This window comes from Burkholderia sp. 22PA0106 (assembly GCF_047497155.1).
Taxonomy (GTDB): Bacteria; Pseudomonadota; Gammaproteobacteria; order Burkholderiales; family Burkholderiaceae; genus Burkholderia.
Genome location: NZ_CP163162.1, coordinates 2716625 through 2743421, shown reverse-complemented (window position 1 = coordinate 2743421; position 26797 = coordinate 2716625). Strand labels below are relative to the sequence as shown.

General features: G+C 68.1%; 22 protein-coding genes and 3 tRNA genes. 8 read left to right on the top strand and 17 right to left on the bottom strand.

The window, feature by feature from the left end; genetic code table 11:
- The first annotated feature begins 2 nt into the window (after window positions 1-2).
- From urtC to AB4850_RS11740, 5 genes are all read left to right on the top strand, one after another.
- Window positions 3-1145, top strand: a complete 1143-nt coding sequence (urtC, locus tag AB4850_RS11760; protein WP_414439978.1) for an urea ABC transporter permease subunit UrtC — start codon at window positions 3-5, stop codon at window positions 1143-1145.
- Window positions 1142-1879, top strand: coding sequence for an urea ABC transporter ATP-binding protein UrtD (gene urtD, locus AB4850_RS11755; protein WP_414439977.1), 738 nt, complete (start codon window positions 1142-1144; stop codon window positions 1877-1879). Before urtC ends, urtD begins: the two co-directional genes overlap by 4 nt.
- Window positions 1880-1881: 2 nt before the next feature.
- Window positions 1882-2571 (top strand): urea ABC transporter ATP-binding subunit UrtE, encoded by a 690-nt coding sequence (gene urtE, locus AB4850_RS11750; protein ID WP_414439976.1) that lies wholly within the window; start codon window positions 1882-1884, stop codon window positions 2569-2571.
- Window positions 2572-2669: 98 nt separating this feature from the next.
- Window positions 2670-4214, top strand: a complete 1545-nt coding sequence (locus AB4850_RS11745) for an amidase (RefSeq protein WP_414439975.1) — start codon at window positions 2670-2672, stop codon at window positions 4212-4214.
- A gap of 96 nt (window positions 4215-4310) precedes the next feature.
- Entirely contained in the window at window positions 4311-4778 is a 468-nt protein-coding gene (locus AB4850_RS11740; RefSeq protein ID WP_414439974.1) for a YaiI/YqxD family protein, read from the top strand.
- Between the two features lie 75 nt (window positions 4779-4853).
- On the opposite strand, the gene AB4850_RS11735 is transcribed toward AB4850_RS11740, so the two are convergent.
- The 7 genes from AB4850_RS11735 to AB4850_RS11705 all read right to left on the bottom strand — a co-directional run bounded on the left by AB4850_RS11735 (window position 4854) and on the right by AB4850_RS11705 (window position 9859).
- Window positions 4854-5786 (bottom strand): AEC family transporter, encoded by a 933-nt coding sequence (locus AB4850_RS11735; RefSeq protein ID WP_414439973.1) that lies wholly within the window; start codon window positions 5784-5786, stop codon window positions 4854-4856.
- 136 nt (window positions 5787-5922) lie between these two features.
- Complete coding sequence (locus tag AB4850_RS11730; RefSeq protein WP_414439972.1) at window positions 5923-6807, bottom strand: LysR substrate-binding domain-containing protein; 885 nt, start codon at window positions 6805-6807, stop codon at window positions 5923-5925.
- A gap of 129 nt (window positions 6808-6936) precedes the next feature.
- A complete protein-coding gene (locus AB4850_RS11725) occupies window positions 6937-8175 on the bottom strand; it encodes an MFS transporter (RefSeq protein WP_414439971.1) in 1239 nt (412 codons plus the stop codon).
- A 221-nt stretch (window positions 8176-8396) separates the two neighbouring features.
- Window positions 8397-8473, bottom strand: a tRNA-Val gene (locus AB4850_RS11720).
- A 41-nt stretch (window positions 8474-8514) separates the two neighbouring features.
- A tRNA-Val gene (locus AB4850_RS11715) sits at window positions 8515-8591 on the bottom strand.
- 145 nt (window positions 8592-8736) lie between these two features.
- Window positions 8737-8813, bottom strand: a tRNA-Val gene (locus AB4850_RS11710).
- A 137-nt stretch (window positions 8814-8950) separates the two neighbouring features.
- Window positions 8951-9859, bottom strand: a complete 909-nt coding sequence (locus AB4850_RS11705) for a LysR substrate-binding domain-containing protein (RefSeq protein WP_414439970.1) — start codon at window positions 9857-9859, stop codon at window positions 8951-8953.
- A 138-nt stretch (window positions 9860-9997) separates the two neighbouring features.
- Between AB4850_RS11705 and AB4850_RS11700 the strand changes: the two genes are divergently transcribed.
- Both AB4850_RS11700 and AB4850_RS11695 read left to right on the top strand, forming a co-directional pair.
- Window positions 9998-10723 (top strand): pirin family protein, encoded by a 726-nt coding sequence (locus tag AB4850_RS11700; RefSeq protein WP_414439969.1) that lies wholly within the window; start codon window positions 9998-10000, stop codon window positions 10721-10723.
- Between the two features lie 174 nt (window positions 10724-10897).
- Window positions 10898-11311 carry a DoxX family protein gene (locus AB4850_RS11695; protein WP_414439968.1) on the top strand — a complete coding sequence of 138 codons (414 nt, stop codon included), beginning with the start codon at window positions 10898-10900 and terminating at the stop codon, window positions 11309-11311.
- 79 nt (window positions 11312-11390) lie between these two features.
- Here the strand turns inward: AB4850_RS11695 and AB4850_RS11690 are convergent, their stop codons facing one another.
- From AB4850_RS11690 to AB4850_RS11655, 8 genes are all read right to left on the bottom strand, one after another.
- A complete protein-coding gene (locus AB4850_RS11690) occupies window positions 11391-12668 on the bottom strand; it encodes an MFS transporter (protein WP_414439967.1) in 1278 nt (425 codons plus the stop codon).
- Between the two features lie 19 nt (window positions 12669-12687).
- On the bottom strand, window positions 12688-13488 hold the full coding sequence (locus tag AB4850_RS11685) for a peptidylprolyl isomerase (protein WP_414439966.1): 801 nt from the start codon (window positions 13486-13488) through the stop codon (window positions 12688-12690).
- A 9-nt stretch (window positions 13489-13497) separates the two neighbouring features.
- Window positions 13498-14181 carry a respiratory nitrate reductase subunit gamma gene (gene narI, locus AB4850_RS11680; RefSeq protein WP_414439965.1) on the bottom strand — a complete coding sequence of 228 codons (684 nt, stop codon included), beginning with the start codon at window positions 14179-14181 and terminating at the stop codon, window positions 13498-13500.
- Between the two features lie 42 nt (window positions 14182-14223).
- Window positions 14224-14955, bottom strand: a complete 732-nt coding sequence (narJ, locus tag AB4850_RS11675) for a nitrate reductase molybdenum cofactor assembly chaperone (protein WP_414439964.1) — start codon at window positions 14953-14955, stop codon at window positions 14224-14226.
- Window positions 14952-16478, bottom strand: coding sequence for a nitrate reductase subunit beta (gene narH / locus AB4850_RS11670; RefSeq protein ID WP_414439963.1), 1527 nt, complete (start codon window positions 16476-16478; stop codon window positions 14952-14954). The genes narJ and narH overlap by 4 nt, the downstream gene beginning before the upstream one ends.
- A complete protein-coding gene (locus AB4850_RS11665; RefSeq protein ID WP_414439962.1) occupies window positions 16475-20224 on the bottom strand; it encodes a nitrate reductase subunit alpha in 3750 nt (1249 codons plus the stop codon). The genes narH and AB4850_RS11665 overlap by 4 nt, the downstream gene beginning before the upstream one ends.
- 569 nt (window positions 20225-20793) lie before the next feature.
- Window positions 20794-22062, bottom strand: coding sequence for a methyltransferase family protein (locus tag AB4850_RS11660; protein ID WP_414439961.1), 1269 nt, complete (start codon window positions 22060-22062; stop codon window positions 20794-20796).
- A gap of 136 nt (window positions 22063-22198) precedes the next feature.
- Entirely contained in the window at window positions 22199-23419 is a 1221-nt protein-coding gene (locus tag AB4850_RS11655; RefSeq protein ID WP_414439960.1) for a collagen-like triple helix repeat-containing protein, read from the bottom strand.
- On the opposite strand from AB4850_RS11655, the gene AB4850_RS11650 reads away from it, so the two are divergent.
- On the top strand, window positions 23346-24113 hold the full coding sequence (locus AB4850_RS11650; protein WP_414439959.1) for a hypothetical protein: 768 nt from the start codon (window positions 23346-23348) through the stop codon (window positions 24111-24113). The two genes, AB4850_RS11655 and AB4850_RS11650, sit on opposite strands and share 74 nt — an antisense overlap.
- A 384-nt stretch (window positions 24114-24497) precedes the next feature.
- Here AB4850_RS11650 and otsA read toward each other — a convergent pair whose 3' ends face one another.
- Complete coding sequence (gene otsA, locus AB4850_RS11645) at window positions 24498-25904, bottom strand: alpha,alpha-trehalose-phosphate synthase (UDP-forming) (RefSeq protein WP_414439958.1); 1407 nt, start codon at window positions 25902-25904, stop codon at window positions 24498-24500.
- Between the two features lie 334 nt (window positions 25905-26238).
- A complete protein-coding gene (locus AB4850_RS11640) occupies window positions 26239-26604 on the bottom strand; it encodes a hypothetical protein (RefSeq protein ID WP_414439957.1) in 366 nt (121 codons plus the stop codon).
- Between the last annotated feature and the right edge of the window lie 193 nt (window positions 26605-26797).

Genomic DNA, 26797 nt, shown 5'->3' with positions numbered 1-26797 from the left:
CCATGAAAGATCTTTCGTCCGCATCCGTCGCGCCCGGCGCGCGCTCCGTCGGCACGCCGGCCGGCGGCAGCCTCGCCGCGTTCGCGAACCGCTACAGCGTGGTGGGCCTCGCGATCGTGCTGCTCGTGGCCATTCCTTTGCTGTGCGACACGTTTCGCCTGGGCCTGTTCGCGAAGTACCTGACGTTCGCGTTCTGCGCGGCCGGCCTGGTGCTCGCGTGGGGCTACGGCGGCATCCTGAGCCTGGGCCAGGGCATCTTCTTCGGGCTGGGCAGCTATTTCATGGCGATGAACATGAAGCTGGAGGCCACCGCCGCCGACCCGGCCGCCGCCGTGTTCGGCGGCAGCGACGGCGGCCCGCCGGTGCCCGACTTCATGACCTGGAACGGCATCACCGAGCTGCCGTTCTGGTGGAAGCCGTTCGCGCACGTCGGCTTCGTGATCCCGGCGATCCTGCTGATTCCGGCCGCGCTCGCGTTCCTGCTGGCGTACGCGAACTTCCGCAAGCGCGTGGGCGGCGTGTACTTCTCGATCGTCACGCTCGCGCTGGCCTCGATCCTGTCGATCGTGATCATCGGCCAGCAGGGCTACACGGGCGGCGTGAACGGCATCACCAACCTGCCGACCTTCATGGGCTACAACGTGCAGAGCAACGGCGCGGTGCGCGTGCTGTATTACGTCGGCGCGGTGCTGCTGCTCGCCGTCGTGCTGCTCGGCCGCTTCATCGTGCGCAGCCGGCTCGGCAAGGTGCTGGTGGCGATCCGCGATCGGGAAGACCGGATTCGCTTCTCGGGCTACGACCCGGCCATGTTCAAGGCGTTCGTGTTCGCGGCCGCCGCGATGTGCTCAGCGATCGGCGGCGCGCTGTTCACGCTGCAGGTGGGGTTCGCGTCGCCGTCGATCTGCGGGATCGTGCCGTCGGTCGAGATGGTGATCTACGCGGCGGTGGGCGGGCGGCTGTCGCTGGTCGGCGCGGTGTACGGTGCGCTGGTGGTGGGCGCGGCAAAAAGTTACCTGTCCGAACATTTCGTCGGCTTCTGGATGTACCTGATCGGCGCGCTGTTCATCGTGGTGCCGATGTACCTGCCGAAGGGGCTGGCCGGGTTGCTGCAATCGTTCACGTCGGATCGGGAGGGCGCGCAATGAACGACGTCGTGTTGTCGGTCGAGAACCTGACCGTGTCGTTCGATGGCTTCAAGGCGATCGACGATCTGAACTTCTACGTGGACGCGAACGAGCTGCATGTCGTGATCGGCCCGAACGGCGCGGGCAAGACCACGCTGCTCGACATGATCTGCGGCAAGACCAGGCCTACCGCGGGCACCATCCGCTTCAACGGCCACCACCTCGAGCGGATGCTCGAATACCAGATCACGCGCGCCGGCGTCGGCCGCAAGTTCCAGAACCCGATGGTGTACGAGGAATTGACGGTCGAGGAGAACCTGGAAATTTCCTACCCGCGCAAGCGCGACGTGTTCGGCTCGCTGTTCTTCCGGCGCGACGCGGCGCTGCGCGAAGCGATCGACGAGATCGCTGCGAAGGTGTTCCTCGCCGATCAGCTCGGCCGCCGCGCGGGGCTGCTGTCGCACGGGCAGAAGCAGTGGCTGGAGATCGGCATGCTGCTGATGCAGGAGCCGGCGCTGCTGATGCTCGACGAGCCGGTGGCCGGCATGAGCGCGAAGGAGCGCGAGCTGACCGCCGACTTGCTGCGCGAGATCGCGCGCGGCCGCTCGGTGATCGTGATCGAGCACGACATGGAATTCGTCAAGTCGATCGCGCACAAGGTCACGGTGCTGCATCAGGGCAGGAAGCTCGTCGAAGGGCCGATGAGCGCGGTGCAGCAGGACCCGCGCGTGGTCGAGGTCTACCTGGGACACTGAACATGCTGAATGTCGAGAACCTGAACGTGTATTACGGCGAAAGTCATGTGCTGCACGACCTGAATTTCACGCTCGCGGCCGGCGAGACGCTCGCGGTGATGGGCCGCAACGGCATGGGCAAAACCACGCTGCTGAAGGCGATGATCGGCATGATCCCGTCGCGCGGCGGCCGGATCGCGCTGAACGGTTGCGATCTCGCGCAGGCGCGCAGCGATCGCCGCGTGGCCGCCGGCTTCGGTTTCGTGCCGCAGGGGCGGATGATTTTTCCGAACGTGTCGGTCGAGGAAAACATCCTGAGCGGCATGGACCGGGTGCGCCGCCCGAGCATTCCCGAGTACATCTACGAAGCATTCCCCGTGTTGTGGGAAATGCGGCGGCGGCGCGGCGGCAATCTTTCCGGCGGCCAGCAGCAACAGCTGGCGATTGCGCGGGCGCTGGTGTCGGACCCGAAGGTGCTGATCCTCGACGAGCCGACCGAAGGCATCCAGCCGTCGATCATCAAGGACATCGCGCGCACGCTGAACCGGCTGAAGGCGGAGCGCGGCTTTGCGCTGCTGGTGTCCGAGCAGGTGCTGTCGTTCACGCTGGAGATCGCCGACCGCTTCCTGATCATCGAACGCGGCCGCTTCGTGCACGACGCGGCGCGCGACGGCATCGACGCCGACAAGATCATGACGTTCCTGACGGTCTGAGCGGGCTCGGGCGCGATTCGCGCCCGGCCAGGCCCAGGCCACGAGACGCCCGCGCCGCGCGCGCGGGCGATGTTTGACCCCTGAATCCGGAAGACACCATGACGCAAACCCAAGACATCACGCCGATCGATCTCGATACGCTGAGCGTCGAGCGCGTGCAGGCAGGCTTCGCCGCCGGCACGTTCACCGCCGAATCGCTGGCGCGCGCGTGCTTCGCGCGCATCGATGCGCTCAATGCTCAGTACAACGCAATGATCTTCCTGAACCATGCCGCGCTCGACGACGCGCGCGAGATCGACCGCCGCCGCGCGGCCGGCGAGGCGCTCGGGCCGCTGGCCGGCGTGCCGGTGGTGATCAAGGACCCGATGGACATGGTCGGCTTTCCGACCACCGCCGGCTGGTCGCTGCTGTACGGCAAGACGGGCGGCGTCGACCTGATGCCCGCCACCGATTCGCCGGTGGTCGCGCGGATGCGCGCGGCCGGCGCGATCCTGCTCGGCAAGACCAACGTGCCGGTGTTGAGCCACTCGGGCACGCATGCCGACGATAGCTGGGCCGGCCCCACGCGCAACGTCGTGATGCCGGACCGCGTGCCCGGTGCGAGCAGCGCGGGCACGGCAGCGGCGGTGGCGTCGGCGATGGCTGTGCTCGGCCTCGCGGAAGAAACCGGCGGCTCGATCCAGAACCCGGCGTCGTCGCAGGATCTGGTCGGCATCAAGCCGACCATCGGCCTGGTGCCGAACGCGGGCGTGGTGCCGCTGTCGGGCAACCGCGACGTGGTCGGGCCGATCGCGCGCACCGTGCGCGACGCCGCGCTGTGCCTCGACGTGCTGGCCGGCTACACGGCCGAGGACCCGAAGACGCTGGCCTCGGTTGGCCACCAGCCCGAGGGCGGCTACGCGGCGGGCCTGAGCGCCGACGCGCTGAAGGGCAAGCGGATCGGCCTGTATGGCGCGGGCTGGCGCACCCAGCCGCTGTCGGACGAGGCCGCGCGCCTGTACGAGCGCGCCAAGCAGGAATTGCGCGATGCCGGGGCGACGCTGATCGACGATCCGTTCGCGGGCAGCGGCTTTGCCGCGCTGCGCGAGCCGACGGGGCCGCTCGCCAATTTCGACGCGCGCGGGATGGAGTCGATTCCGTACGATCTCGAACAGTATCTGAAGCGTCTCGGGCCGGACGCCGCGCTGAAGACGTTCGCCGAATTCGCCGCGGCCACCGCGAAGCAGGACGTGTTCGCGGCGGGCGGGATTCTCGGCTACCTGAACAGCCTCGCCGATTTCCGGGCCGCGCTCGCGAACCCGTCGCGGCCGCCCGAGATGCCCGAGTTCATCGCGCTGAAGGCCGCGTATCTGAAGATCTTCGATGCGGTGATGCGCGAGCACCGGCTCGATGCGCTGGCGTTCCCGCAAATGCGCAGCGAACTGCCGCCGTTCATGGGCGAGGAGACGATCCAGGAAACCACGGTGGGCGAGCTGAACATCGCCGGGCTGCCGGGCGTGACGGTGCCGGCCGGGTATTACGCGTCGGGTTCGCCGTTCGGGATCATCTTCGTCGGGCGGCAGTGGAGCGAGGCGGGCTTGATCGCGATCGCCCATGCGTTCGAGCAGGCCACGCAGCACCGCAAGGCGCCGAAGCTGGGGTAAGCGGCGGCGGGGCGGCACGGCGACGGATGTAGCCCGATTCCGGCGCCGGCCCGCCACAGCGGTAAGATGCCGGTTTCCTGTTTCCCGGATTCCCCCATGCAAGTGCTGGTCGACGCAGACGCCTGCCCGGTCGTCGTCAAGGACATGCTGTTTCGCGCGGCGCGACGCGTCGAAGTGTGCGTCACGCTGGTCGCGAACCAGTATCTGCGCGTGCCGCCGTCGCGCTTCGTGAAATCCGTGCAGGTGCCGGCCACGCCCGACGCCGCCGATCAGCGCATCGTCGAGCTGGCCGAGGCGGGCGACCTGGTGATCACGTCCGACATTCCGCTGGCCGCCGCCGCGCTCGACAAGGGCGCGTTCGTGCTCGATACGCGCGGCGGCTGGTTCAGCCGCGAGAACATCCGCGAGCGGCTGGCGATGCGCGAGATGCTCGACCAGTTGCGCGGCTCGGGTGTCGATACCGGCGGCCCCGCGCCGTATTCGCCGCAGGACGGCAAGGCGTTCGCCTCGCAACTCGATCGCTTTCTCGCGCGCCATGCCGCGCCGCGCGATCCGGCGGTTTGACCGAAGCGCGCGGTTCACGGCAAACGCTCGCACTCCGAAGCATTTCCATTCCGCCGCACGGCAGGCGCGCCGCGTTCAACCCGTGTGCGCCAGCCCCGCCAGCGCCACCATCATCACGGGCATGGCCACCATCGCCACCAGCGTCTGCACGGCCGTGATGCCGGCCATCAGCGGCGCATCGCCGCCCAACTGCCGCGCCATGATGTACGACGAGGACGAGGTCGGCAGCGCCTGGAACAGCAGCGCCACCGTCATCACTGCATCGCCGAGGCCGAGCGCGCGCCCGGCCGCCACGGTGGCGAGCGGCATCGCCAGGAACTTGAACGACGACGCGACCAGCATCGGATGCAGCCACACGCGCGTGCCGCCGAAGCGCAGCGCCGCGCCCACGCACAGCAGCCCGAGCGGCATCGACGCCGCGCCGAGCGCCCGCACGGCCGGTTCGATCGGCGCGGGCACGGCGATCCCGCTCGCCTGCATGACGCCGCCGATCGCGCAGCCCACCACCAGCGGGTTGGTCACGATCTGGCGCAGCGCCGCGGCCGGCCCGAGCTTCACCGCGCCGTAGCGCGCGAACACCAGCACGCAGAACAGGTTGACGGTCGGCACGATGGCCGCCACGCATACGGCCGACAGCGCGATGCCCTGCTGGCCGAGCAGGCCGGCCGCCACCGAGGTGCCCACGTAGTTGTTGAAGCGCACCGCGCCCTGGAACACCGAGGTGAAGCCGGCGCCGTCCACGCGCACCCAGCGCCGCACCAGCAGCACCGCCAGCGCGACGATCAGCGTCGAGCCGACCAGCGCCCCCGCGAGCGGCCCGACCGGCAGCGTGTCGAGCCGCGCGGTGGCCAGGCCGTGCGCGAACAGCGCCGGCAGCAGCACGTAGTAGCAGAGCCGTTCGGCGGGCGGCCAGAACGCGTCGGCGATGAAGCCGGTGCGCTTGAGTAGATAGCCCAGCGCCACCAGCAGCGCCACGGGCACCAGCGCCAGGACGATCGCGCCGCTCATGGGCGGGCCGCCCGGCGCGCGCGTCGGCGCGAATCATTCAGGGAAACGAAGCAAGACATGAGGGCCTGCGCAAGATTGACGATTCAGTCAAAGTAGCACGCAGACCCACGAGAAATGATGGTGATTTATCGGGTGATCAATGAGAAAACCTCATTGATGACGCGATCAGTTCGGCGGCCAGCGCCTCGGCGAAACGTTGCGCGGGCCGCGAGCGATGCTCGATCAGCACCACCGCGCTGCGCAATTGCGGCTGCCCGAACGGCAGCCGCACCACCGGCGGCAGGCGCGCCAGCACCGAATCGTGCAGCGCCACCACGCCCGCGCCGAGGCCGCGCGAGGCCATGTGCACGATGGTTTCGGTGCTGTCGAGCACCATCTCCTCGCGCACGCGAATGCTCATGCGCCGCAGTTCGGCGGCAATCTCGCGGCCGGCCCAGGCCTGCGCGTCGAAGCGGATGAACGGCAGTTCCTCCAGCAGCGCACGCACGCTCCAGCCCTCGTAGCGCGGCGGCGCGACCAGCCAGTAGCGATGCTCGTAGAGCGTGCGCCAGACCAGCCCGGCCGGGTGCGGGCGCACCGGGTGGGTGGTGACGGCCGCGTCGAGTTCGCCGCCCGCCACGCGCTGCGCGAGCGCCGACGACAGGCCCGCCGCCACATGCACGCGCAGGGCCGGGTGCGCGAGACGCAGCGCCAGCAAGGCGTCCGGCATCGGCCCGGCCAGCGCCGTCTGGATCGCGCCCACGCGCAGCCGGCCGACCAGTTGTTTCTCGTCGCTCAGTGCATCGGGAATCGCATCGACCATCGCGAGGATCTGCTCGGCCTGCGCGAGCACGATGCGGCCGGCTTCGGTGAATGCGGGCTGGCGGCGCGAGCGGTCGAACAGCAGCACGTTGAATTCGGCTTCGAGCGATTTGACGTGCAGGCTGACGGCCGATTGCGTGAGGCCGATCGCGTCGCCGGCGCGCGCGAACGTGCCGTGACGGGCGATCGCGACGAGGGTGCGGAAGGCGCGTATCGACATGGGCGGGAAGGGGCGCGAGGCGGGTTCGAGGGGCGCGGCCCGCAAGGCGGGGCCGCGCCGGTTTCGACCGATGATGCCTGCGCGTGACGGCGGCGGCAAGCTGGCCGCCACCGCGAGGCGGTTCGAGCCTTACTTCTCGGCTTCGAGCGAGCGCATGGTGCGCAGCGCCGGGAACAGCCGCATCCACAGCAGCGCGATGGCGATCGTGCCGAGCCCGCCGACCAGCACGGCCGGGCGCGCGCCCCACCAGCCGGCCGTGATCCCCGATTCGAATTCGCCGAGCTGGTTCGAGGTGCCGATGAACAGCGCGTTGACGGCGCTCACGCGGCCGAGCATTTCGTCAGGCGTGCGAAGCTGCACGAGCGAGGAGCGCACCACCACGCTGATCACGTCGGCCGCGCCGAGCGTGGCGAGCGACAGCAGCGACAGCGGCAGCCAGGTCGAGACGCCGAACACCAGCGTGGCGATGCCGAACACGATCACGCCGCCGAACATCGCCATGCCGGGCCGCTTGCGCATCGGAAATCGCGCGAACCACAGCGTACCGGCCAGCGCGCCGATGGCGGGCGCCGAGCGCAGCAGGCCGAGGCCCCACGGGCCGGTTTGCAGGTAGTCATGCGCGTAGATCGGCAGCAGCGAAACCGCGCCGCCGAACAGCACCGCGAACAGGTCGAGCGACAGCGCGCCGAGGATCGCCGGCTCGCGGCGGATGAAGGCGATGCCCGAGAACACCGATTCGAGCGTGACGGGTGCGCGCGCAACCGGTTTGCTGGTCAGTTGCAGCGAGCCCATCAGGCAGGCCGCGCAGCCGAACATCGCCACGCCGAGCACGTACACCACGCTGGGTCCCAGGCCGTACAGCACGCCGCCCGCGGCCGGGCCGATGATCATTGCCGTCTGCGTGGCCGAGGTGGACAAGGCGGTCGCGCGCGGCAGCTCGGCGCGCGGCACCACGGCCGGCAGCAGCGAGGCCACGGTGGGGTTCTCGAAGGCGCGCGCCGCGCCGAGGCAGGCCGCGAGCGCGTAGATGGCCGGCGCGTTGAGCCAGCCGCCGAGCGTGCCGGCCAGGAACACCACCGAGGCCATCGCCAGCAGGCTCTGGCACACGGCGACGATGCGGCGCCGGTCGTAGCGGTCCGCCACGTGCCCCACCACCAGCGTCAGCACGAACATCGGCAGGAACTGCGCGAGGCCGACCAGGCCGAGCGCGTAGGCGCTCTTGGTCAGCGCATAGATGTGCCAGCCGATCGCGACCGACAGCATCTGAAACGAGATCGAGGACAGCACACGCGCGCTCCAGAAGCGCTGGAACGTGGTGAGGCCAAGCAGGTTGGCCGGGCGGCCGGGCAAGTCGGAAGGCGCGGGCATGAGCGGTAGGCGATGGGTGTGGGACGCCGCGGCCGGTGCGGCCGCACGTCGCAGAATCGAGAAAACGGCAAGTGTAGATGAGTTCGCGCGCGCTTGCGGAATGTCCCGCGCGGGCCGGCGGGATCGCGCCGGGTGCGATGCGGCGGCAGAAATGACAATGGACGGCGAAGCGAAAGCGCGTTCGAGAGAAGCGCGGCGCTTGCCGTCCATGTCGGATGCGTTGGTAGGCTCGATTGGATTCGAACCAACGACCCCCACCATGTCAAGGTGGTGCTCTAACCAACTGAGCTACGAGCCTAGGGTGCCTGGCGCGATGCGCGGGCGGTACTGCGAATGCGTTGGTAGGCTCGATTGGATTCGAACCAACGACCCCCACCATGTCAAGGTGGTGCTCTAACCAACTGAGCTACGAGCCTGAGGTGCCTTGCGCGATGCGCGGGCGGTGCTGCCTGAAACCGTGCTGCAAATGCCGCAAAAACCAGCCGCCGAAAAAGACAATGGACGGGAAGCGTGTTCCGCGTTCGAGAGGAGCGCGGCGCCTGCCGTCCATTCCGAATTCGTTGGTAGGCTCGATTGGATTCGAACCAACGACCCCCACCATGTCAAGGTGGTGCTCTAACCAACTGAGCTACGAGCCTGCGAGGCGCGAATTATAGAGAGGCTCGCTCGATGTTGCAAGCACCCCCGCGCGTTTCATGACGATTTCGTATGCGTGGCGGTATGCGCATCGATGTGCGTGCAAGCAGGTGCGTTCGATGCCTTGCCGCAGCGGTCGCTACGCAGCGGGCAATGGCGCGGCATCGAGCGCCGTGACGAGCCGCTCCTCCAGAAACGCGAGCAGCGCACGGATCGCCGTCGACCCTTGCCGATGCTGCGGATACACGGCGCTCAGGCGCAACGACGGCGTGGCATGCGTGGCGAGGATCGGCACCAGCGTGCCGCTCGCGATCGCCGGCCCGACGATGAACTGCGGCAGCAGCGCGACGCCCAGCCCAGCGATGGCCGCGTCGCGCACCACGTCGCCGTTGTTCGCGATCAGCGGCCCCTGCACGTCGTAGGCGCGTCGCCCGTGCTCGGTTTCGAATTCCCAGCCGTCTCGGCTTTCCTGCCCGTAGAGCAGGCAGGCATGCTGATGCAATTCGGCCGGCGTGGCCGGCTCGCCGTGTTGCGCGCGATAGCGCGGGCTGCAGCACGCGATCATGCGCAGCGTGCCGAGCGTGCGCGCGACCAGCGTCGAATCGGCCAGCGCGCCGATCCGCAGCGCAAGGTCGAAGCCCTCGCCGATCAGGTCCACGCGCCGGTCGCTCAATTCCACGTCGAGCCGCACGGCCGGATGCGCGGCCAGGAATTCGGCGAGCAGCGGCGACAGGTGGCTCATGCCGAACGACATCGGTGCGCTGATCTTCAGCGAGCCGTGCAGCTCGGTGCGGCGCGTCGACATCGCTTCCTCGGCCTGCGCGACCTCGGCCAGAATCCGCTGCGCATGGCGATAGAACGCCTGCCCCGATTCGGTCACGGCCAGCTTGCGCGTGTTGCGGTTCAGCAGCCGCACGTGCAGCGCCGCTTCCAGCGCCGCCATGCGCCGGCTGACGAATTGCTTGGACAGCGAGAGCTTGTCGGCGGCGGCCGTGAAGCTGCCGGCCTCCACGGTCGAGATGAAGATGCGCAGGTCGTCGAGTTGCATGGGCGGCTGATTGTCCACCAAAATGGGACGATGATTATCTCACATGCGATTTATCTGTCACTTCGGTTGACTTAAGATTCATCTCATCCGATCGACGCCGCACCACAGGGGCGCAGCGCGATCCACCGGAGAATCAACATGATCGAAGTCCGTAACGCCAACGCCCGCGGCCGTGCCGAACATGGCTGGCTCAACTCCCGCCACACCTTTTCGTTCGCGAACTACTACGATCCGCAACAAGTCGGCTTCTCGGATCTGCTGGTGATCAACGACGATCGCGTCGCCCCGGCCCGCGGCTTCGGCACCCACCCGCACCGCGACATGGAAATCCTGTCGTACGTGCTCGAAGGCGCGCTCGAACACAAGGATTCGATGGGCACCGGCTCGGTGATCGTGCCCGGCGACGTGCAACTGATGAGCGCCGGCACCGGCGTGGCGCACAGCGAGTTCAACCACTCGAAGGACCAGCCGGTGCACTTCCTGCAGATCTGGGTGGGGCCGTCGGAAAAGGGCGCGCAACCGCGCTATCAGCAGGCCAACGTGCCGGCCGCCGACAAGCGCGGCCAACTGCGCCTGGTGGTGTCGCCGGACGGCGCGAACGGCGCGCTGGCGATTCGCCAGGACACGCGGATCTACGCCGGCCTGTTCGACGGCGACGAAGCCGCGAGCCTGGCGGTACCGGCCGGCCGCTTCGTGTATGTGCATGTGGCGCGCGGCAGCCTGGCGGTCAACGGCGTCGCGCTCGGAGAAGGCGATGGCGCGCGGATTCGCGGCGAGGACGTACTGAACTTCAGCAATGGTCAGGATGCCGAAGTGCTGGTGTTCGACCTGCGTCCGGTCGAAGTGACGGCCGACTGGGCCTGAGCGGCGTCAGCGGCAACCGCGCGCTTGCGGCGCGCGGCTGCTTTCGATGGGGCAGCGTTCACCGCTATTGCTTTGCAAGACTAATCATTCGATGATGGCTCCGAGCGCCGGAAACACGGGGCCGGCGTGGCCTTCATCGATACCGGAACATCAGGTTTGAAAAAGGATTCGACCATGCGTTATCTCTCTCTCGAAGGTCAAAAGGACGGCGTGCTGCTGGTGGCGCGCGTGTTGATGATGGTGCTGTTCGTGATGTTCGGCTGGCAGAAGCTGACCGGCTTTTCGGGCACCGTCGCCTACATGGGTTCGACCGGCGTGCCCGCGCCGATGCTGGCGGCGGCCGTGGCGGTGGTGATGGAATTCGTGGCCGGGGTGCTGATCGTGCTCGGCTTCTGGACCCGCCCGGTGGCGCTGCTGCTGGCGCTCTACACGCTCGGCACCGCGTTCATCGGCCACCACTACTGGACCATGAGCGGCATGGAGCAGTACGCCAATATGATCAACTTCTACAAGAACGTCAGCATCGTCGGCGGCCTGCTGGTGCTGGCCGTCGCCGGCCCGGGGCGGTTCTCGATCGACCGCCGCTGAGGAGGCATCGCCGCGCCCCATGCAAAACGCCCGCTCGAATCGAGCGGGCGTTTTGCGTTGGCAAGCCTGCGCGGCGTAACTAGCGCGTCGCGGCCGGCCCTGTCACCGGCGCCTTGCGGACCTCGGACAGATAGATGAGGATCAGCGACACCCAGACGATCCCGTACAGCAGCATGAAGCAGGTGGTGCGCACGCGCAGCAGGTCCAGCAGCACGCCGAACAGGATCGGCAGCAGGAAGCCGCCGAGCCCGCCCGCGAGGCCGACGATGCCGGTCACGACGCCCATGTTGTCGGGGAAATCGTCGGCGACATACTTGAACGTCGAGGCCATGCCGAGCGCGAACACGGCGCCCAGCGCGAACGTCAGCACGACGAAGCCGGCCAGCGGCATGGCGATCTTCAGCGCGGCGGTGCCGTCGATCGTGTGGATCACGAAATCGGTGGCCGGATACGACAGCACGAACAGGCAGACCCACGCGACCCACAGCCCCCACCAGGTCACGGAATGCGCGCCGAAGCGGTCCGACAGCGCGCCGCCCAATGCGCGCAGCAGCGAGCCGGGCAGCGAGAAGCCGGCCGCGAACGCCGCGGCCACCACCAGCGTCATGCCGTATTCGTGGGTCAGGTATTGCGGAATCCAGAGCGACAGCGCGGTAAAGCCGCCGAACGTGATCGAGTAGTACTGGCACAGCCGCCAGACGCGCCGGTCGCGCAGCACGCGGAACGAATCGAGCAGCGAGCCGCCGCGTTTTCCCGCACCCGGATCGGGCGCCGAGGCGAGCCAGAAGATCAGCGCCGTGACGAGCAGGGCGACCGCGTAAATGCGCGGCACCGCGCGCCAGCCGTAGGCCACTTGCAGCGACGGCGTGACGAACAGGTTGACGGCCGCGCCGCAGGTGCCGGCCCCGAACACGCCCATCGCGAAGCCGCGCCGCTTCGGCGGAAAGAAGCGCGCGACATAGGGCGTGCCCACCGCGAACGACGCCCCCACGCAACCGAGGAACAGGCCGATCAGCAGGAACTGCCAGAGCTGCGTCGCATAACTGACGATATAAACCGGCACCGCGCACAGCACCAGCAACACCGTCATGACGATGCGGCCGCCGAAGCGGTCGGTCCAGATGCCGAGCGGCAGCCGCATGACCGCGCCGGTCAGCACCGGCGTGGCGGTCAGCAGGCCGAACTCGGTGCTGTTCAGGCCGAGGTCGGCGCGCAACTGCACGCCGAGCACGCCGAACATCATCCAGACCACGAAGCAGACCAGAAAGGCGAGCGTGCTTGCGGCCAGCACCGACCAGGCGCGCAGGCCGACTTCGGGCGGGGAGGGGGACGCCGTGGCGTCATGCAGGGGAGTCATGGAAAATCCTTTGCTGGGTTCATTGAACGAGCGAGCCGTTCGCGCCGTCGAGCGTCACGCCCGCGATGCGCGCGCCACCGGCGAGGATCGCCACGTACTGGCGCATCGCGTCGCGGCGCACGCGTTCGGTCAGATAGCTGGCGATCTGCTCGCGCGCCAGCGCGAACGGGAGGGTGTCGCCCACCACTCGCCGATCGATCCGTACGATGTGGAAGCCATAGCGCGTGTTGACGATGCGCGGCAGCACGCCGAACGTGTCGCCGTCGAACAGGGCCGCCTCGAACTCGGGCACGGTGTCGCCGCGCAGCAGTTGCCCGAGGTTGCCGCCGACCTCGGCCGACGGGCAGTTCGACGATTCGCGCGCGGCGGCTTCGAAGCCGGCCGGCGCGGCCAGCACGGACGCGAGCGTGTCCTCGGCGCGGGCACGCAGCGGCGCGATCGGCACGCGCGACGTGACGGCGAACAGGATGTGGCTGGCGTGGACGATGTCGCCATGCCGGAACTGCGCCGGATGCTGCGCGTGGAAGCGCTCGCAATCGGCGTCGGTCGGCACCGGCAGGTGGGTCAGTTCGCGCGCGAGCAGGGCATCGAGCGCGGCGTCGTCGAGTGCGGCATCGGTGTCGATCAGCGCGAGCGCCACGGCGCGCTGACGCAGCAATTCGCCGATCGCGAGCGTGCGCCGGGCGGCATCGAGCGCGGCGGCCGCATTATCGTGCAGCGCCGCTTCGGCTTCGAATTCGGCGGCGATCGTCGCGCTGTCGATCTCGATGCCGTTGACCGTCAACGGGGCGGCCGACAGGAGGGCCTCGTGTTGTGACATGGCGGCTCCTCAGCGCTTGCGAACCAGTTGATACGGGCGGATCAGATAGGCCAGCGAGGCGATGCCGCTCCAGATATGCACCATCCGCGTGAACGGCGACACCAGGAAGATCGTGAAGCCGAGCAGGATGTGCAGGCGGTAGGTCAGCGGCACGCCCGCGAGCAGCGCCGCCACGCCGGGCTGGAACGTGACGATGCCCTTCACGTAATCGGTCAGTTGCTCGAACATCGCGCCGTCCATGTGCCGCGTCGACAGCACCACGGTGCCCAGCCCGAGCGCGAGCTGCACCCACAGCATCAGCACGATCAGGATGTCGGACCGCCGGCTGTGGCGGCGAATGCGCGTGCTGCCGAGGCGGCGCGCGATCAGGATCGTCAGGCCGAGGATCGATGCAGCACCGGCCGCGCCGCCCGCCACCATCGCCATGAGCTGGTGCGCCGAGGCCGACATGAACGACGAGACGAGCCAGTGCGGCACGAGAAAGCCGCCGAAGTGACCGAGCACCACGACCAGCACGCCCCAATGGAACAGGTTGCTGCCGAGCCGCAGCGCGCCGCGATGCAGCAGTTGCGACGAATCGCTTTTCCACGAGTACTGCTCGCGGTCGAAGCGGATCAGGCTGCCGACCAGCAGCACCGCGAGACAGATATACGGATAGACGCCGAACAGAAAGGGATGCAGGTAAGCGTTCATGACTTTTTCCCGTCGAATCGATTGGGCATGAGGGATGAGGCCTCAGCCGTGGCGCGCGGGGCGCCGCGCATGGAACTGAACCGGTTGCTCGCTCGGCAGGCTGGCGCCGACGAAGCGCACGGCCGGTTCGCCATAGCTCATGTCGAGTGCGCGGTAGTCGGCGGCGGCGGGGCGGCGGTGCGCATCGTCGTCGTCGGGCTGACCGGTGGCATCGGGCGTGTGGCGCGGCTCGGCGTGGCCCACGCCCGCGAGCGGCAGCAGCGCGCCGAACACGAAGCCGTAATGGCTGTTGCGCGCGGCCAGCCGTTCGGCCAGCGCGCCGAGGATCTCGCCGGTTTCGGCCAGCAGTGAGCGCGCCTCGTCGGCCGGCAGGCGCGACAGGTATTCGAGGAACACCGGCAGGTAGTCGGGCAGCTCGCCGGGCTTCAGTTGCAGGCCCTTCTGCGCATACATCTGCATCAGGTCGACCATCGCCTGGCCGCGGTCGCGCGATTCGCCGTGCACGTGCTCGAACAGATGCAGCGAGGTTTCGCGGCCGCGGTCGAACAGCGCGACGTAGTTTTCCTGCAGCGTCAGCAGGTCGCGTTCGCGCAGATAGGCATAGAAGCGCGCCAGCCCCGCACGCGCGGCTTTCGGCATGCGCGGGTGCGCATCGAGGGTCGCCTCGATCGAGGCGAGCGAATCGAGCAGCGCGGCCTCGGGATAGTCGAGCAGGATCGACAGCGCGGCGTACACGGCGTCGCCGGGGTGCGCTGCATCGTGAGCGGTGGTCATGAGGTCTCCCGGATCGGAATGGTTTTCGCGCCGCGCTTCATGCCGAACAGGCTGCCGTCGGTGCGGCCGTCCGAGCAGCCGTTGCCGAACGAGAAGCCGCAGGCGGCGCGCAGGCCGAAGGTGTCCTCGGCGTATTCGCGGTGCGTGGTGGGGATCACGAAGCGGTCTTCGTAGTTGGCGATCGCCAGATAGCGATACATCTCCTCGACCTGCGCGAGCGACAGCCCGACCTGATCGAGCACGCCGAGCGCCTCGACACCGTCCACGTGGCGCGCGCGCATGAAGCCGCGCATCGCCAGCAGCCGTTCGAGCGCGAGCTTCACGGGGGCTTCGTCGCCGGCCGTCAGCAGGTTCGCGAGGTAGCGCAGCGGAATGCGCAGCGAATCGACGTCGGGCAGGTAGCCGTTCATGCCGAGCGCGCCGCTGTTCGCGGCGGCGTTGATCGGCGAGAGCGGCGGCACGTACCAGACCATCGGCAGCGTGCGGTATTCGGGATGCAGCGGGAACGCGATCTTCCAGTCGATCGCCATCTTGTAGGCCGGCGAGCGCCGTGCCGCGTCGAGCCAGGCGGCCGGCACGCCGTCGCGCGCGGCCTGCGCCAGCACCTCGGGATCGTGCGGATCGAGGAATACCGACAACTGCGCCTCGTACAGATCGGTTTCGTTTTCAACGGCCGCGGCCTCGGCGATGCGGTCGGCGTCGTACAGCAGCACGCCGAGATAGCGGATGCGGCCCACGCAGGTTTCCGAGCAGACGGTCGGCTCGCCCGACTCGATGCGCGGGTAGCAGAAGATGCACTTCTCGGCCTTGCCGCTCTGCCAGTTGTAGTAGATCTTCTTGTACGGGCAACCCGACACGCACATGCGCCAGCCGCGGCACTTGTCCTGATCGATCAGCACGATGCCGTCCTCCTCGCGCTTGTAGATCGAGCCGGACGGGCACGAGGCCACGCAGGCCGGGTTCAGGCAGTGCTCGCACAGGCGCGGCAGATACATCATGAAGGTGTTCTCGAACTGCCCGTAGATATCCTTCTGCACGGCCTCGAAGTTGGCGTCCTGCGAGCGCTTCTCGAATTCGCCGCCGAGGATTTCCTCCCAGTTCGGCCCCCATTCGATCTTCTCCATGCGCTGCCCGCTGATCAGCGAGCGCGGCCGTGCCACCGGCATCGCCTGCGTGTCGCCGGCCTGATGCAGGTGCGCATAGTCGAACGTGAACGGCTCGTAGTAATCATCGATCTCGGGCAGGTGCGGGTTCGCGAAAAGCTGCGCGAGCAGCCGCCACTTGCCGCCCTGGCGCGGTTCGAGCTTGCCGTCGGCGCGCCGTTTCCAGCCGCCGCGCCAGCGCTGCTGGTTCTCCCAATCCTTCGGGTAGCCGATGCCCGGCTTGCTCTCGACGTTGTTGAACCAGGCGTATTCCATGCCCTCGCGGCTGGTCCAGACGTTCTTGCAGGTCACCGAACAGGTGTGGCAACCGATGCATTTGTCGAGGTTCAGGATCATCGCGATCTGTGCGCGTACTTTCATTCGGGTTCTCCCACGTTGGCGCCCGTGGCTTCGCCATCGAGCCAGTCGATCCGGTTCATCTTGCGCACGATCAGGAATTCGTCGCGATTCGAACCGACCGTGCCGTAGTAGTTGAAGCCATACGACAGTTGCGCATAGCCGCCGATCATGTGGGTGGGCTTCAGCGCGATGCGCGTGACCGAGTTGTGGATGCCGCCGCGCGTGCCGGTGATTTCCGAGCCGGGCACGTTCGTGAGCTTTTCCTGCGCGTGGTACATCATCACCATCCCGAGCGGCACACGCTGGCTGACCACGGCGCGGGCGCACAGCGCGCCGTTGGCGTTGTAGCACTCGATCCAGTCGTTGTCGGCCACGCCGATCGCGCGCGCGTCGTCTTCCGACATCCAGACGATCGGGCCGCCGCGCGACAGCGTCAGCATCAGCAGGTTGTCGGTGTAGGTGCTGTGGATGCCCCATTTCTGGTGCGGCGTCAGGAAATTCAGCACGCGTTCGGGGTTGCCGTTCGAGCGCGTGCCGAGCATGTGCGCGTAGCTGCCGGTATCGATCGGGGGCTTGTAGGCGCACAGCGCCTCGCCGAACGCGCGCATCCACGGATGATCCTGATAGAGCTGCTGGCGGCCGGTGAGCGTGCGCCAGGGGATCAGCTCATGCACGTTCGTATAGCCGGCGTTGTACGACACGTGTTCCGATTCGATGCCGCTCCAGGTGGGCGACGAGATGATCTTGCGCGGCTGCGATTGCAGATCGCGGAAGCGGATTTTTTCGTCCTCGCGTGAGGCGGCCAGATGCGCGTGTTCGAGGCCGGTGATCGACGACAGCGCATGCCAGGCCTTCACCGCCACCGCGCCGTTGGTTTCGGGTGCGAGCGTGAGGATGGTTTCGGCCGCGTCGAGCGCGGTGTCGAGGCGCGGGCGGCCGTCGGGCTCGGTCAGGCGGTTCAGCGCGCCGAGCAGTTCGACTTCCTCGCGGGTGTCCCACGCGATGCCCTTGCCGCCGTTGCCGAGCGTGTCGAGCAACGGCCCGAGCGAGGTGAAGCGGCGGTAGGTATCGGGGTAATGCCGCTCGACCACGCTGACGGCCGGCATCGTGCGGCCCGGCACCGGCTCGCATTCGCCGCGCTTCCAGTCCTGCACGTCGAATGGCTGGGCCAGTTCGCCGGGCGTGTCGTGGGCGATCGGCGCGAGCACCACGTCGTGCTCGATGCCGAGATGGCCGTCGCACAGCTCGGAGAAGCGCCGCGCGATGCCCTTGAAGATTTCCCAGTCGCTGCGCGATTCCCAGGCGGGATCGACGGCGGCCGACAGCGGATGGATGAACGGATGCATGTCCGACGTGTTCATGTCGTCCTTCTCGTACCACGTGGCCGTGGGCAGCACGACGTCGGAATACATGCAGGTGGTCGACATCCGGAAATCGAGCGTGACGAGCAGGTCGAGCTTGCCGCGCGGTGCTTCCTCATGCCAGCGCACTTCCTCGGGGCGGGCCGCGCCGCTCGCGCCGATATCCTCGCCCTGCACGCCGTGGGTGGTGCCGAGCAGGTGCTTGAGGAAATATTCGTGGCCCTTGCCCGACGAGCCGAGCAGGTTCGAACGCCAGACGAACAGGTTGCGCGGAAAGTTGGCGGGCGCGTCGGGGTCCTCGCTGGCCATCGCGAGCGAGCCGGCGGCGAGGCGCTGCGCGACCTGCCGGGCCGCTTCCGCGCCGGTTTCACCGGCCAGGCTCGCGCCGACGCGCAGCGGGTTCTCGCCGAGTTGCGGTGCCGACGGCAGCCAGCCCATGCGCTCGGCGCGCACGTTGTAGTCGATCGCCGTGCCGGCGAAGCCGGCCGGATCGGCCAGCGGCGAGAGCAGCGTGCGCGGGTCCATCGCGTCGTAGCGCCATTGATCGGTGTGCGCGTAGAAGAACGACGTGGCGTTCATCTGGCGCGGCGGACGCTGCCAGTCCAGCCCGAAGGCCAGCGGTTGCCAGCCGGTTTGCGGCCGCAGTTTTTCCTGGCCCACGTAATGCGACCAGCCGCCGCCCGATTGGCCCACGCAGCCGCACATGACCAGCATGTTGATGATCGCGCGGTACGACATGTCCATATGGAACCAGTGGTTGATCCCCGCGCCGATGATCACCATCGATTTGCCGCGCGTTTTCAGCGCGTTGTCGGCGAACTGCCGGGCCACGGCGATCGCGTCGGCGCGCTTGACGCCCGTGATCGCTTCCTGCCACGCCGGCGTGTAGGGCAGGTCGTCGTCGTAGGATGCGGCCACGTCCTGGCCGCCGAGGCCTTGATCGAGGCCGTAGTTGGCGATGAACAGATCGTAGACGGTCGCCACCAGCATCTCGCCGTCGCGCGTGGCGATGCGGCGTGCGCCGATCTTGCGCGTCAGCGTCGAGCCGTGCTTCGTGGACGCGAAATGCGCGTGCGGCTGGTTGCCGAAATACGGGAACAGCACGTCGACGGCCGTGTCGTGATCGGCCACCAGCGAAAGGCGCGGCGTGAACTGCGTGCCGTCGGCAGCCTGGTCGCGCAGGTTCCATTTGCCGCGGTCGGCTGCGCCCGATTCGGCCCAGCGGAAGCCGATCGAACCGACCGGCACGACGCAGGCGCCGCTCGCGTCGTCGATCATCACGCTCTTCCATTCGGTGCGATCGGTTTCGCCGAGCGCGTCGTCGAAATCGGAGGCGCGCACCACGCGCTCGGGCACGTAGCCGCCGTCGCGATGCGGCACGAGCCGCACGAGGCAGGGCATGTCGGTGTAGCGCCGGCAGTAGTCGATGAAGTAATCGGCGCGGCCGGCCAGATGGAATTCTTTGAGGATCACGTGGCCCATCGCCAGCGCGAGCGCGGCATCGGTGCCCTGCTTCGGGTGCAGCCAGAGGTCGCCGAACTTCGCGCCCTCGGCGTAATCGGGAAACACCGAGACGACCTTGGTGCCGCGATAGCGCGCTTCCACCAGGAAGTGCGCGTCGGGCGTGCGCGTTTGCGGGACGTTGGAGCCCCACATCATGATGAACGTGGAGTTGTACCAGTCGGCCGATTCCGGCACGTCGGTCTGCTCGCCCCAGGTTTGCGGCGAGGCGGGCGGCAGGTCGCAGTACCAGTCGTAGAAGCTCAGGCTGACGCCGCCGATCAGCGCCAGGTAACGCGAGCCCGCCGCATAGGACACCATCGACATCGCCGGGATCGGCGAGAAGCCCGCCACGCGATCCGGCCCATGCCGGCTGATGGTGTGGACATTCGCGGCGGCGATGATTTCGTTGACTTCGTCCCAGCTCGACCGCACGAAGCCGCCGAGGCCGCGGCGGCTCTGGTAGCTGCGGCGCGCCTTGTCGTCGTCGACGATCGCGCGCCAGGCCTCGACCGGTGCCAGCGTGCGGCGCTTGTCGCGCCACAGGCGCACGAGTGCGCTGCGCACCATGGGATGCTTGAGGCGGTTCGCGCTGTACAGATACCAGGAGTACGACGCGCCGCGTGCACAGCCGCGCGGTTCGTGGTTCGGCATGTCGGGGCGGGTGCGCGGGTAGTCGGTCTGCTGGGTTTCCCAGGTGACGATGCCGCCCTTCACATAGACCTTCCAGGAGCAGGAACCGGTGCAGTTCACGCCGTGTGTGGAGCGGACGATCTTGTCGTGCTGCCAGCGTTGCCGGTAGCCGTCCTCCCATTTGCGGTCTTCGTCGGTGACGGTGCCGTGACCGTCGGAAAAGGGTTGCCGGGCCGCGGTGAAATACCGTAGCCGGTCGAGGAAGTGACTCATCGAAACCTCGCGTTGGGGGCGTTTGGCCGAACTGTCGTGCTTGTCGTTCTGACATGTCGGGATTGCGGCGGAACGCTTGGCGCGCCCGCGGCTCGATCGCGCCGGAGGCCGGGCGATCGAGCGAGGCCATCTTAGCGACGGCCTTCGTGGTGCGATGCGACCTGCATCAAGTGTTCAACGGCTTGTATCCATCGAGCGGGAACGCGGCTTCCGGGGTTTCCGAGAATTTTCAAATGCGTCCGAGGCGCGCCGGAGTGCGTTTCGCGAAGCCGGGCGTGTTTGCCGTATTTCGATGGATATTTCGATTGGGGCCGAACGGCAGAGGGGCAGGTGGCACACCGGTTGGTGCTGGTGCCGCGCGCAGAGGCTTGGTGCGGAAGGCTGACGAGGTGGACGTTCGCGATGCCGCGTTGCCGCATGCATGGCAACGCGGCAATGGGCTTCGGCCGATCGAGGGGGATGCGGCGTCCGAATGAAAAACTCCGGACTGTGAATGTTTTAGGCGCCGGCGGCGTGATTGCGCGACGAACTGTCGCGATCGATTCCGGGCGATACGTGCGGCCTCGGTCTCACCCGAACCACTTGCGCACCCGCGCGAGCATTCCGTGCTGCGCGATCCATTCCGCATAGGCCCGATAGTCCGGATCGCGCATCAGATGCCGCTCCTCGGTCTTCGCGCGCAGGAAGTAGATGCCGTTCACGGCGAGCAGCCCCGCGCAATGCGCGATCGCGACCTGCCAGCCGAGCGCCGGCACGAACGGCACGGACACGAGCCAGTACGACAGGTTCTTGGTCAGGTAGGCCGGGTGCTTGGTGAAGCGGTACGGGCCGGACGTGATGATGCCGCGGTTCGTGAGGTTCGAGAAACGCAGCCCGAACGAGATCGTCGACAGCGCGTAGCCGATCACCAGCGCGATGATCGCCAGGCCCCACACGAACTGGATCGCGGGCACGTGCGTGAGCCAGTTGTCCCAGAACAGCGTGCCTTCGTAGCGGATGTAGCGCTCCGAGATCAGCGACCAGAACGGCTGGTAGCAGATCAGCGCGGCGATCCAGCCGAGCGCGGTCGGCTCGACCGTGCGCACATGGCTGTCGAGCACGCGGAACGTGCACAGGTAGCCGACCGAACCGAACAGCAGGTCCATCGTGAACGCCAGCTCGTAGAAGAAGCGGAACGTGGCGAGCGAGTAAGGGGCGCCGGACATCGCACCCAGCGACGCGGTCAGATGGTCGGCGTTGGTCGACACGTAGACGAACATCAGCGGCAGGAAGAACGCCTTCACGGCCCAGCCGCCGAGCATCTCGCGCAGCGGCGCCCATTGCGCCGGCCGCTGGCCGCGCAGCAGCAGGTGCGCGAGGATCAGGTAGGCGTCGTTCTCGTCGCGCTGACGGGTATCCATCCACGCGAAATAGAGCGGCGCGCCCACCGCGAAATACGGCGCGAGCAGCGCGCACAGGCTCCAGAACGGCTTGTAGAAATCGCCGTGATATTCGGGCAGCAGCCAGTAGATCAGCGCGATGCCGGCGTAGATCGCACCGAGCGCCGCGAGCCGCATCGCCACGCGCGCGAAGCGGAGGGGGCGCACCGCGTTGGCCATCAGGCCGGCGCTCGGGCGCAGGTAGGCGCGCGCGACGAACAGTTCGTAGGCGCCGACCACCACGATGATCGCGAGGCAGGCGGCGAAGCCGCGCTCGGCGCCGCTCAGCAGCGTGCCGTCGCGCGAGAACCAGAGCGTGGCGAGCGCGGCGGCGATGCCGGCGAGACCGACGCTGAAGGGCGTGGCGGAGCGGGGCGGCCGGGCCCGGGCCGTGGAGACGGTGTCGAAAGTCGAATTCATGTCATGCCTCGTAAAAGACATCTGGCGATTCGGCGCCGGGCTGTCGAATGATCGGTGCCCGGCTGCCGTTCATGCCGCACCGGTTGCCGCGCGAACGGCGGCCGGTGCGGCATGTTTGCTTCGTCTTGCTGGTTGCTTACTTCTTGCCGCCGAGCAGTCCGCCCACCAGGTTGGTGACCGGCGCCAGCAGGCCCGCCGTGCTGCCCGAGGCGGTGCTCGAACCGGTCAGCGCGCCGGTGGCGCCGTTGACCGCGCCGTTGGCGGTGGTGCCGACCGAGCCGACCGAGCTGACCACCGAGCCGGTCGTGCCGGCCGCGGCGCCCGTCGTGCCGCCCGACAGCGCGCCGGTCACGGCGCCGGTGACGTTGCCGAGCGAGCCGGCCGCGCCGGACACGGTGCCGTTCAGGCCGGCCGCCGCGCCGCCGCTGCCGACCGAGCCTTGCAGCCCGCCCGTCAGCGAGCCGACCAGGTTCGTGACCGGCGAGAGCAGGCCGCCGGCCGACGCGGCGCCGCCCGCCGTGCCGGTCGCGCTGCCCGACAGGCCGCCGAGCAGGTTGGTGACCGGCGTGAGCAGCGCGGAGAGGCCGGCCGCCGGCGTCGCGCCCGAGGTGCCGGAGGTGCCCGACGACGTCGAGCCGGACGAGCTGCTGCCCGAGCTGCCGCCGACCGAGGCGCCGAGGCCGAGGTTCAGGCCGAGCGAGCCGGTCAGGTTCAGCAGCGGGCCGAGCGGGTTGGTGCCGCTTGATCCGCTCGAGCCGTTGAGCGCGCCGCCGGTGGCCGTCACCGTGTTGCCGAGCGTGGTGACGACGTTGCCGAGGTCCTTGCCGATCTGGTTGCCCGTCGCACTGGAGATCGCCGAGCCGGCGCTGCCGAGGCCGGAGCCGAGCGTGCCGAGCAGCGTGTTGACGGGGGCGCCGAGGCCGGTGGCCGCACCGATCGTCTGCGTGGCGTTGGTCAGGCCGTTGGTGATCGGGTTGATCAGCGTGGCGACCTGCGTTTCGATCTGCTGGACCGGTGCGCTGCCAAGCACGGTGCCGAGGCCCGTGCCGACGTTGCCCACCACGCCGCCGAGCGTGCCGACCGTCGAGCCGAGCGCCTGCGTGACCGGAGCCAGCGGCGCGAGCGGGCCGCCGCCGAGGGCGCTCACCGCGCTGCCGAGCGACTGGACGGCGTTCGACGCGTTCGAGACGAGCGTGGCGGTCGAGGCGAGCGTTGGTCCGAGCGGGTTGGCCGAGGTGCCGATCTGGCCGAGGCCGTTGGCGAGGCCCTGACCGACCGAGACGATGCCGTTGCCGAGGCTGTTGACCGCGACGCCCACGCCGGCCGTGGTGCCGCCGGCCAGTGCGGGGTTGACCACGGCGACCTGGGTGCCGGTGTCGGCGACGGTCGTGCCGGTGGCGGTGACGACGTTGCCGAGCTGCTGGATGATCGTGCCGAGGGGGCTGGAGCTGGTGCCTGAGGTGCCTGACGTACCGGAGGTGCCCGATGTGCCGGAAGTACCCGAGGTGCCTGACGTACCCGAGGTGCCGGAAGTACCGGAAGTGCCGGAGGTACCGGAAGTGCCGGACGTACCGGAAGTGCCCGACGTACCCGAAGTGCCTGACGTACCGGAAGTACCCGAGGTGCCGGAAGTACCCGAGGTGCCGGAAGTACCCGAGGTGCCGGAAGTACCCGAGGTGCCGGAAGTGCCCGAGGTGCCGGAAGTACCCGACGTGCCGGAAGTGCCCGACGTGCCGGAGGTACCCGAGGTGCCGGAAGTGCCCGAGGTGCCGGAAGTACCCGAGGTGCCGGATGTGCCCGAGGTACCGGAAGTACCCGACGTGCCGGAGGTACCCGAGGTACCGGAAGTACCCGACGTGCCGGAAGTACCCGACGTGCCGGAGGTACCCGAGGTACCGGAAGTACCCGACGTGCCGGAAGTGCCCGAGGTACCAGAAGTGCCTGAGGTACCGGAAGTACCCGAGGTACCAGAACTTCCCGACGTACCAGAAGTACCCGAACTCCCCGACGACCCACCAGACGACCCGCCCGACGTCCCCGACGTGCTCTGAATCCCGAGGCCGCCACCCGCAGGCGTATACAACCCGTCCGAACCGCCGCAGCCCTGCAACGCGAGCAGCGACGAAGCGCCGATGGCGATCGCGGTCTTCTTGAATAGCGTGCGCATGATGTCCTCACAGAAAAAGTAATGTTCTGTAAGGGCAGGTTGCAAATTCCGGGCCACGCAGGCTGATTCACAAAAATCGTGAATTTGGAGATAGATCGATCGAGAAAAAGTGATTCATTCGCTTTAAACGCGACGATTCCGGAAAATCGTCAACGCCAAAATCCGAATGTTCCGGCGTGCTACGTTACGCCCCCCGCACGACCGCGTAACGGTACGCGGGGCGCAGGGGGCACAAGGAAGGGGGCACCGACGCCCGCCCGCGCAACCGTCAGACCAGCCCGGCCGGCCGTCGCGTCGGCGGAATCGGCGCATCGTCGAGCGCACCGAGGAAACCGGCCGTCCACCAGTGCACGTCGTACTTGCGGATCTCGGCGAGCAGCGCCGTGTGCCGCTCCACGCGTTCTTCCAGCGGCATCGTCAGCGCAGTGTGGATCGCGCGCGCCGTGCCCTGGATGTCGTACGGGTTCACCAGCAGCGCGTCGGTCAACTGCTCGGCCGCGCCCGCGAAACGCGACAGCACGAGCACGCCCGGATCCCTGGCGTCCTGCGCCGCGATGAACTCCTTGGCGACCAGGTTCATGCCGTCGCGCAGCGGCGTGACGAGCGCCACGCGGCTCGCGCGGTAGAGGCCGGGCAGCGAGGTGCGATCGAGGCTGCGGTGGATGTAGCGCACCGGCATCCAGTCGAGCTCGCCGTAGTCGCCGTTGACCGAGCCGCACAGCGAATCCATTTCCTGGCGCAGATGATCGTAGGCGTCCACGTCCTCGCGGCTCGGCGCGGCGATCTGGATCAGCGTCGCGCTCTTGCGCATCTCGGGGTAGCGGTCGAGCATCTCGCGGAACGCCTGCACGCGTTGCGGCAACCCCTTCGAATAGTCGAGCCGGTCCACGCCGAGCAACAGCTTGCGGCGCGAGTATTCGTCGCGCATCTGTTCGTATACGTTCAGGCCGTCGTCGTCGGTGGCCATCTGCGAGAAGCCGTCCACGTCGATGCCGATCGGGAATGCGCCCACTCGGACGTTGCGGCCGAACGCGCGCAGGTATTCGCCGTCCACGAACTCGGCGTTGGCCTCGGCTTCGGCGTAGCGCACGAAATGCGTGACGTCGGTATGCGCCTGGAAGCCCACCAGGTCGTACGCGCACAGCGAGCGCATCAGCCATTCGTGTTCGGGGATCGCGGCCATCACGAGCGGCGGCGGCACCGGAATATGCAGGAAGAAACCGATCCGGTTGCGGCAGCCTTGCGCGCGCAGCTCGGTGGCGAGCGGGATCAGGTGATAGTCGTGCACCCAGATCACGTCGTCGGGCTTCAGCAGCGGCATCAGCTTCTGCGCGAACAGGCGGTTCACGCGGCGGTAGGCGTCGCCGAACTGCACGTCGAAGTTGGCCAGATCGAGCCGGTAGTGGAACACCGGCCACAGCACGTTGTTCGCGTAGCCGAGGTAGTAGTTGTCGTAGTCGCGCTGCGACAGATCGATGGTCGCGAGCTTCATGTTGCCGGCGTCGCGGATCTGCACGTCCTGGGTGGACGGGTCGGCTTCGGTGAGCTTGCCGCTCCAGCCGAACCAGATGCCGCCGCGCTGCTGCAGGCTTTCGTTGAGCGCGACGGCCAGGCCGCCGGGTGCTTCGTTGTCCGGATCGGCTGTCCGGTTCGATACCACGATGAGACGGCTCACGAAACTCTCCTGATGAACGGTGATGGAAGGCGCGATCCGCCTCGCGACGCCGCTGCGCCGGCGGGCCGGGCAGCGGTCGGGCAGGCATCGGTCAGCGCGCCTGGCGGAGCGAGGGGGGCGCTGGCCGATATGAACCCGGCGCAGGAGGATCGGACAGGACGGTGACGCGGTTCGGCGTGGGCCGCATCTCGCGCGGGCACGCGGCGAGACGGGATACCGGGCACGGCGTGAAGCACGCCGAGGCAAGGCCGCACGGCGGCGCTGCCGGGCGTCGTGCGTGGCGCTGGGCCGGACGACGAACGAGCCCAGCGTACACCATCAATAAGGCGTGTGTTCAGGATGCTCGTTGGCGCAAGCTGCCTAATGTCGCATTCGGCACGGTCGACAGCAGCGTATGAATCGCGAAGCCGACATCCGCGCGCGCGAGGTCGAACCACACCGCCATCCGCTCGCGATGCGCGTCGATATGCGAGACATAGACGCCGAGCGGCGAGCGCAGCAGCGCGCGGCGTTGCGCGCACAGATAATCGGCGGCGCCTTCGAGCGTGATCGGCAGCAGCACGCGGGGGCTGTCCTCGCGATCGGCCGGCGCGGTGCGGCGGGCGGGTTGGCGTGCCGCGCGCACCGGGCCGATCGAGGCGACCGGGCGAAGCTGGCGGGAGATCGGCGTGACGGACGTTGCACTGCGGGAGACGGGCATGATGTCGGCGGCGGGCCGCGGTAACGAACATGGCCTCACGTTACGCCGGGGCGTGTAAACGTCTCGCAAAAATATTGGCGTGCGCGGCAAAGAAGCGGCAAGCGACCGGCGGGGCGGTGCGCGCGGGCCGATATGGCCGGTGCGCCCGGTTGCGATGACGGAGCAAATGGCGGAGGGGGCGAAGCGTGGCGGG

What these genes read in the sequence shown, in the direction of transcription:
- narI (WP_414439965.1), bottom strand. Translation starts at nt 14,181, where the DNA reads ATGAACGCTTACCTGCATCCCTTTCTGTTCGGCGTCTATCCGTATATC.
- urtD (WP_414439977.1), top strand. Translation starts at nt 1,142, where the DNA reads ATGAACGACGTCGTGTTGTCGGTCGAGAACCTGACCGTGTCGTTCGAT.
- AB4850_RS11740 (WP_414439974.1), top strand. Translation starts at nt 4,311, where the DNA reads ATGCAAGTGCTGGTCGACGCAGACGCCTGCCCGGTCGTCGTCAAGGAC.
- AB4850_RS11660 (WP_414439961.1), bottom strand. Translation starts at nt 22,062, where the DNA reads ATGAATTCGACTTTCGACACCGTCTCCACGGCCCGGGCCCGGCCGCCC.
- AB4850_RS11745 (WP_414439975.1), top strand. Translation starts at nt 2,670, where the DNA reads ATGACGCAAACCCAAGACATCACGCCGATCGATCTCGATACGCTGAGC.
- AB4850_RS11730 (WP_414439972.1), bottom strand. Translation starts at nt 6,807, where the DNA reads ATGTCGATACGCGCCTTCCGCACCCTCGTCGCGATCGCCCGTCACGGC.
- AB4850_RS11685 (WP_414439966.1), bottom strand. Translation starts at nt 13,488, where the DNA reads ATGTCACAACACGAGGCCCTCCTGTCGGCCGCCCCGTTGACGGTCAAC.
- urtC (WP_414439978.1), top strand. Translation starts at nt 3, where the DNA reads ATGAAAGATCTTTCGTCCGCATCCGTCGCGCCCGGCGCGCGCTCCGTC.
- AB4850_RS11735 (WP_414439973.1), bottom strand. Translation starts at nt 5,786, where the DNA reads ATGAGCGGCGCGATCGTCCTGGCGCTGGTGCCCGTGGCGCTGCTGGTG.
- AB4850_RS11665 (WP_414439962.1), bottom strand. Translation starts at nt 20,224, where the DNA reads ATGAGTCACTTCCTCGACCGGCTACGGTATTTCACCGCGGCCCGGCAA.
- AB4850_RS11705 (WP_414439970.1), bottom strand. Translation starts at nt 9,859, where the DNA reads ATGCAACTCGACGACCTGCGCATCTTCATCTCGACCGTGGAGGCCGGC.
- AB4850_RS11640 (WP_414439957.1), bottom strand. Translation starts at nt 26,604, where the DNA reads ATGCCCGTCTCCCGCAGTGCAACGTCCGTCACGCCGATCTCCCGCCAG.
- urtE (WP_414439976.1), top strand. Translation starts at nt 1,882, where the DNA reads ATGCTGAATGTCGAGAACCTGAACGTGTATTACGGCGAAAGTCATGTG.
- AB4850_RS11725 (WP_414439971.1), bottom strand. Translation starts at nt 8,175, where the DNA reads ATGCCCGCGCCTTCCGACTTGCCCGGCCGCCCGGCCAACCTGCTTGGC.
- AB4850_RS11700 (WP_414439969.1), top strand. Translation starts at nt 9,998, where the DNA reads ATGATCGAAGTCCGTAACGCCAACGCCCGCGGCCGTGCCGAACATGGC.
- AB4850_RS11695 (WP_414439968.1), top strand. Translation starts at nt 10,898, where the DNA reads ATGCGTTATCTCTCTCTCGAAGGTCAAAAGGACGGCGTGCTGCTGGTG.
- narJ (WP_414439964.1), bottom strand. Translation starts at nt 14,955, where the DNA reads ATGACCACCGCTCACGATGCAGCGCACCCCGGCGACGCCGTGTACGCC.
- AB4850_RS11650 (WP_414439959.1), top strand. Translation starts at nt 23,346, where the DNA reads ATGCCGTTGCCGAGGCTGTTGACCGCGACGCCCACGCCGGCCGTGGTG.
- AB4850_RS11690 (WP_414439967.1), bottom strand. Translation starts at nt 12,668, where the DNA reads ATGACTCCCCTGCATGACGCCACGGCGTCCCCCTCCCCGCCCGAAGTC.
- narH (WP_414439963.1), bottom strand. Translation starts at nt 16,478, where the DNA reads ATGAAAGTACGCGCACAGATCGCGATGATCCTGAACCTCGACAAATGC.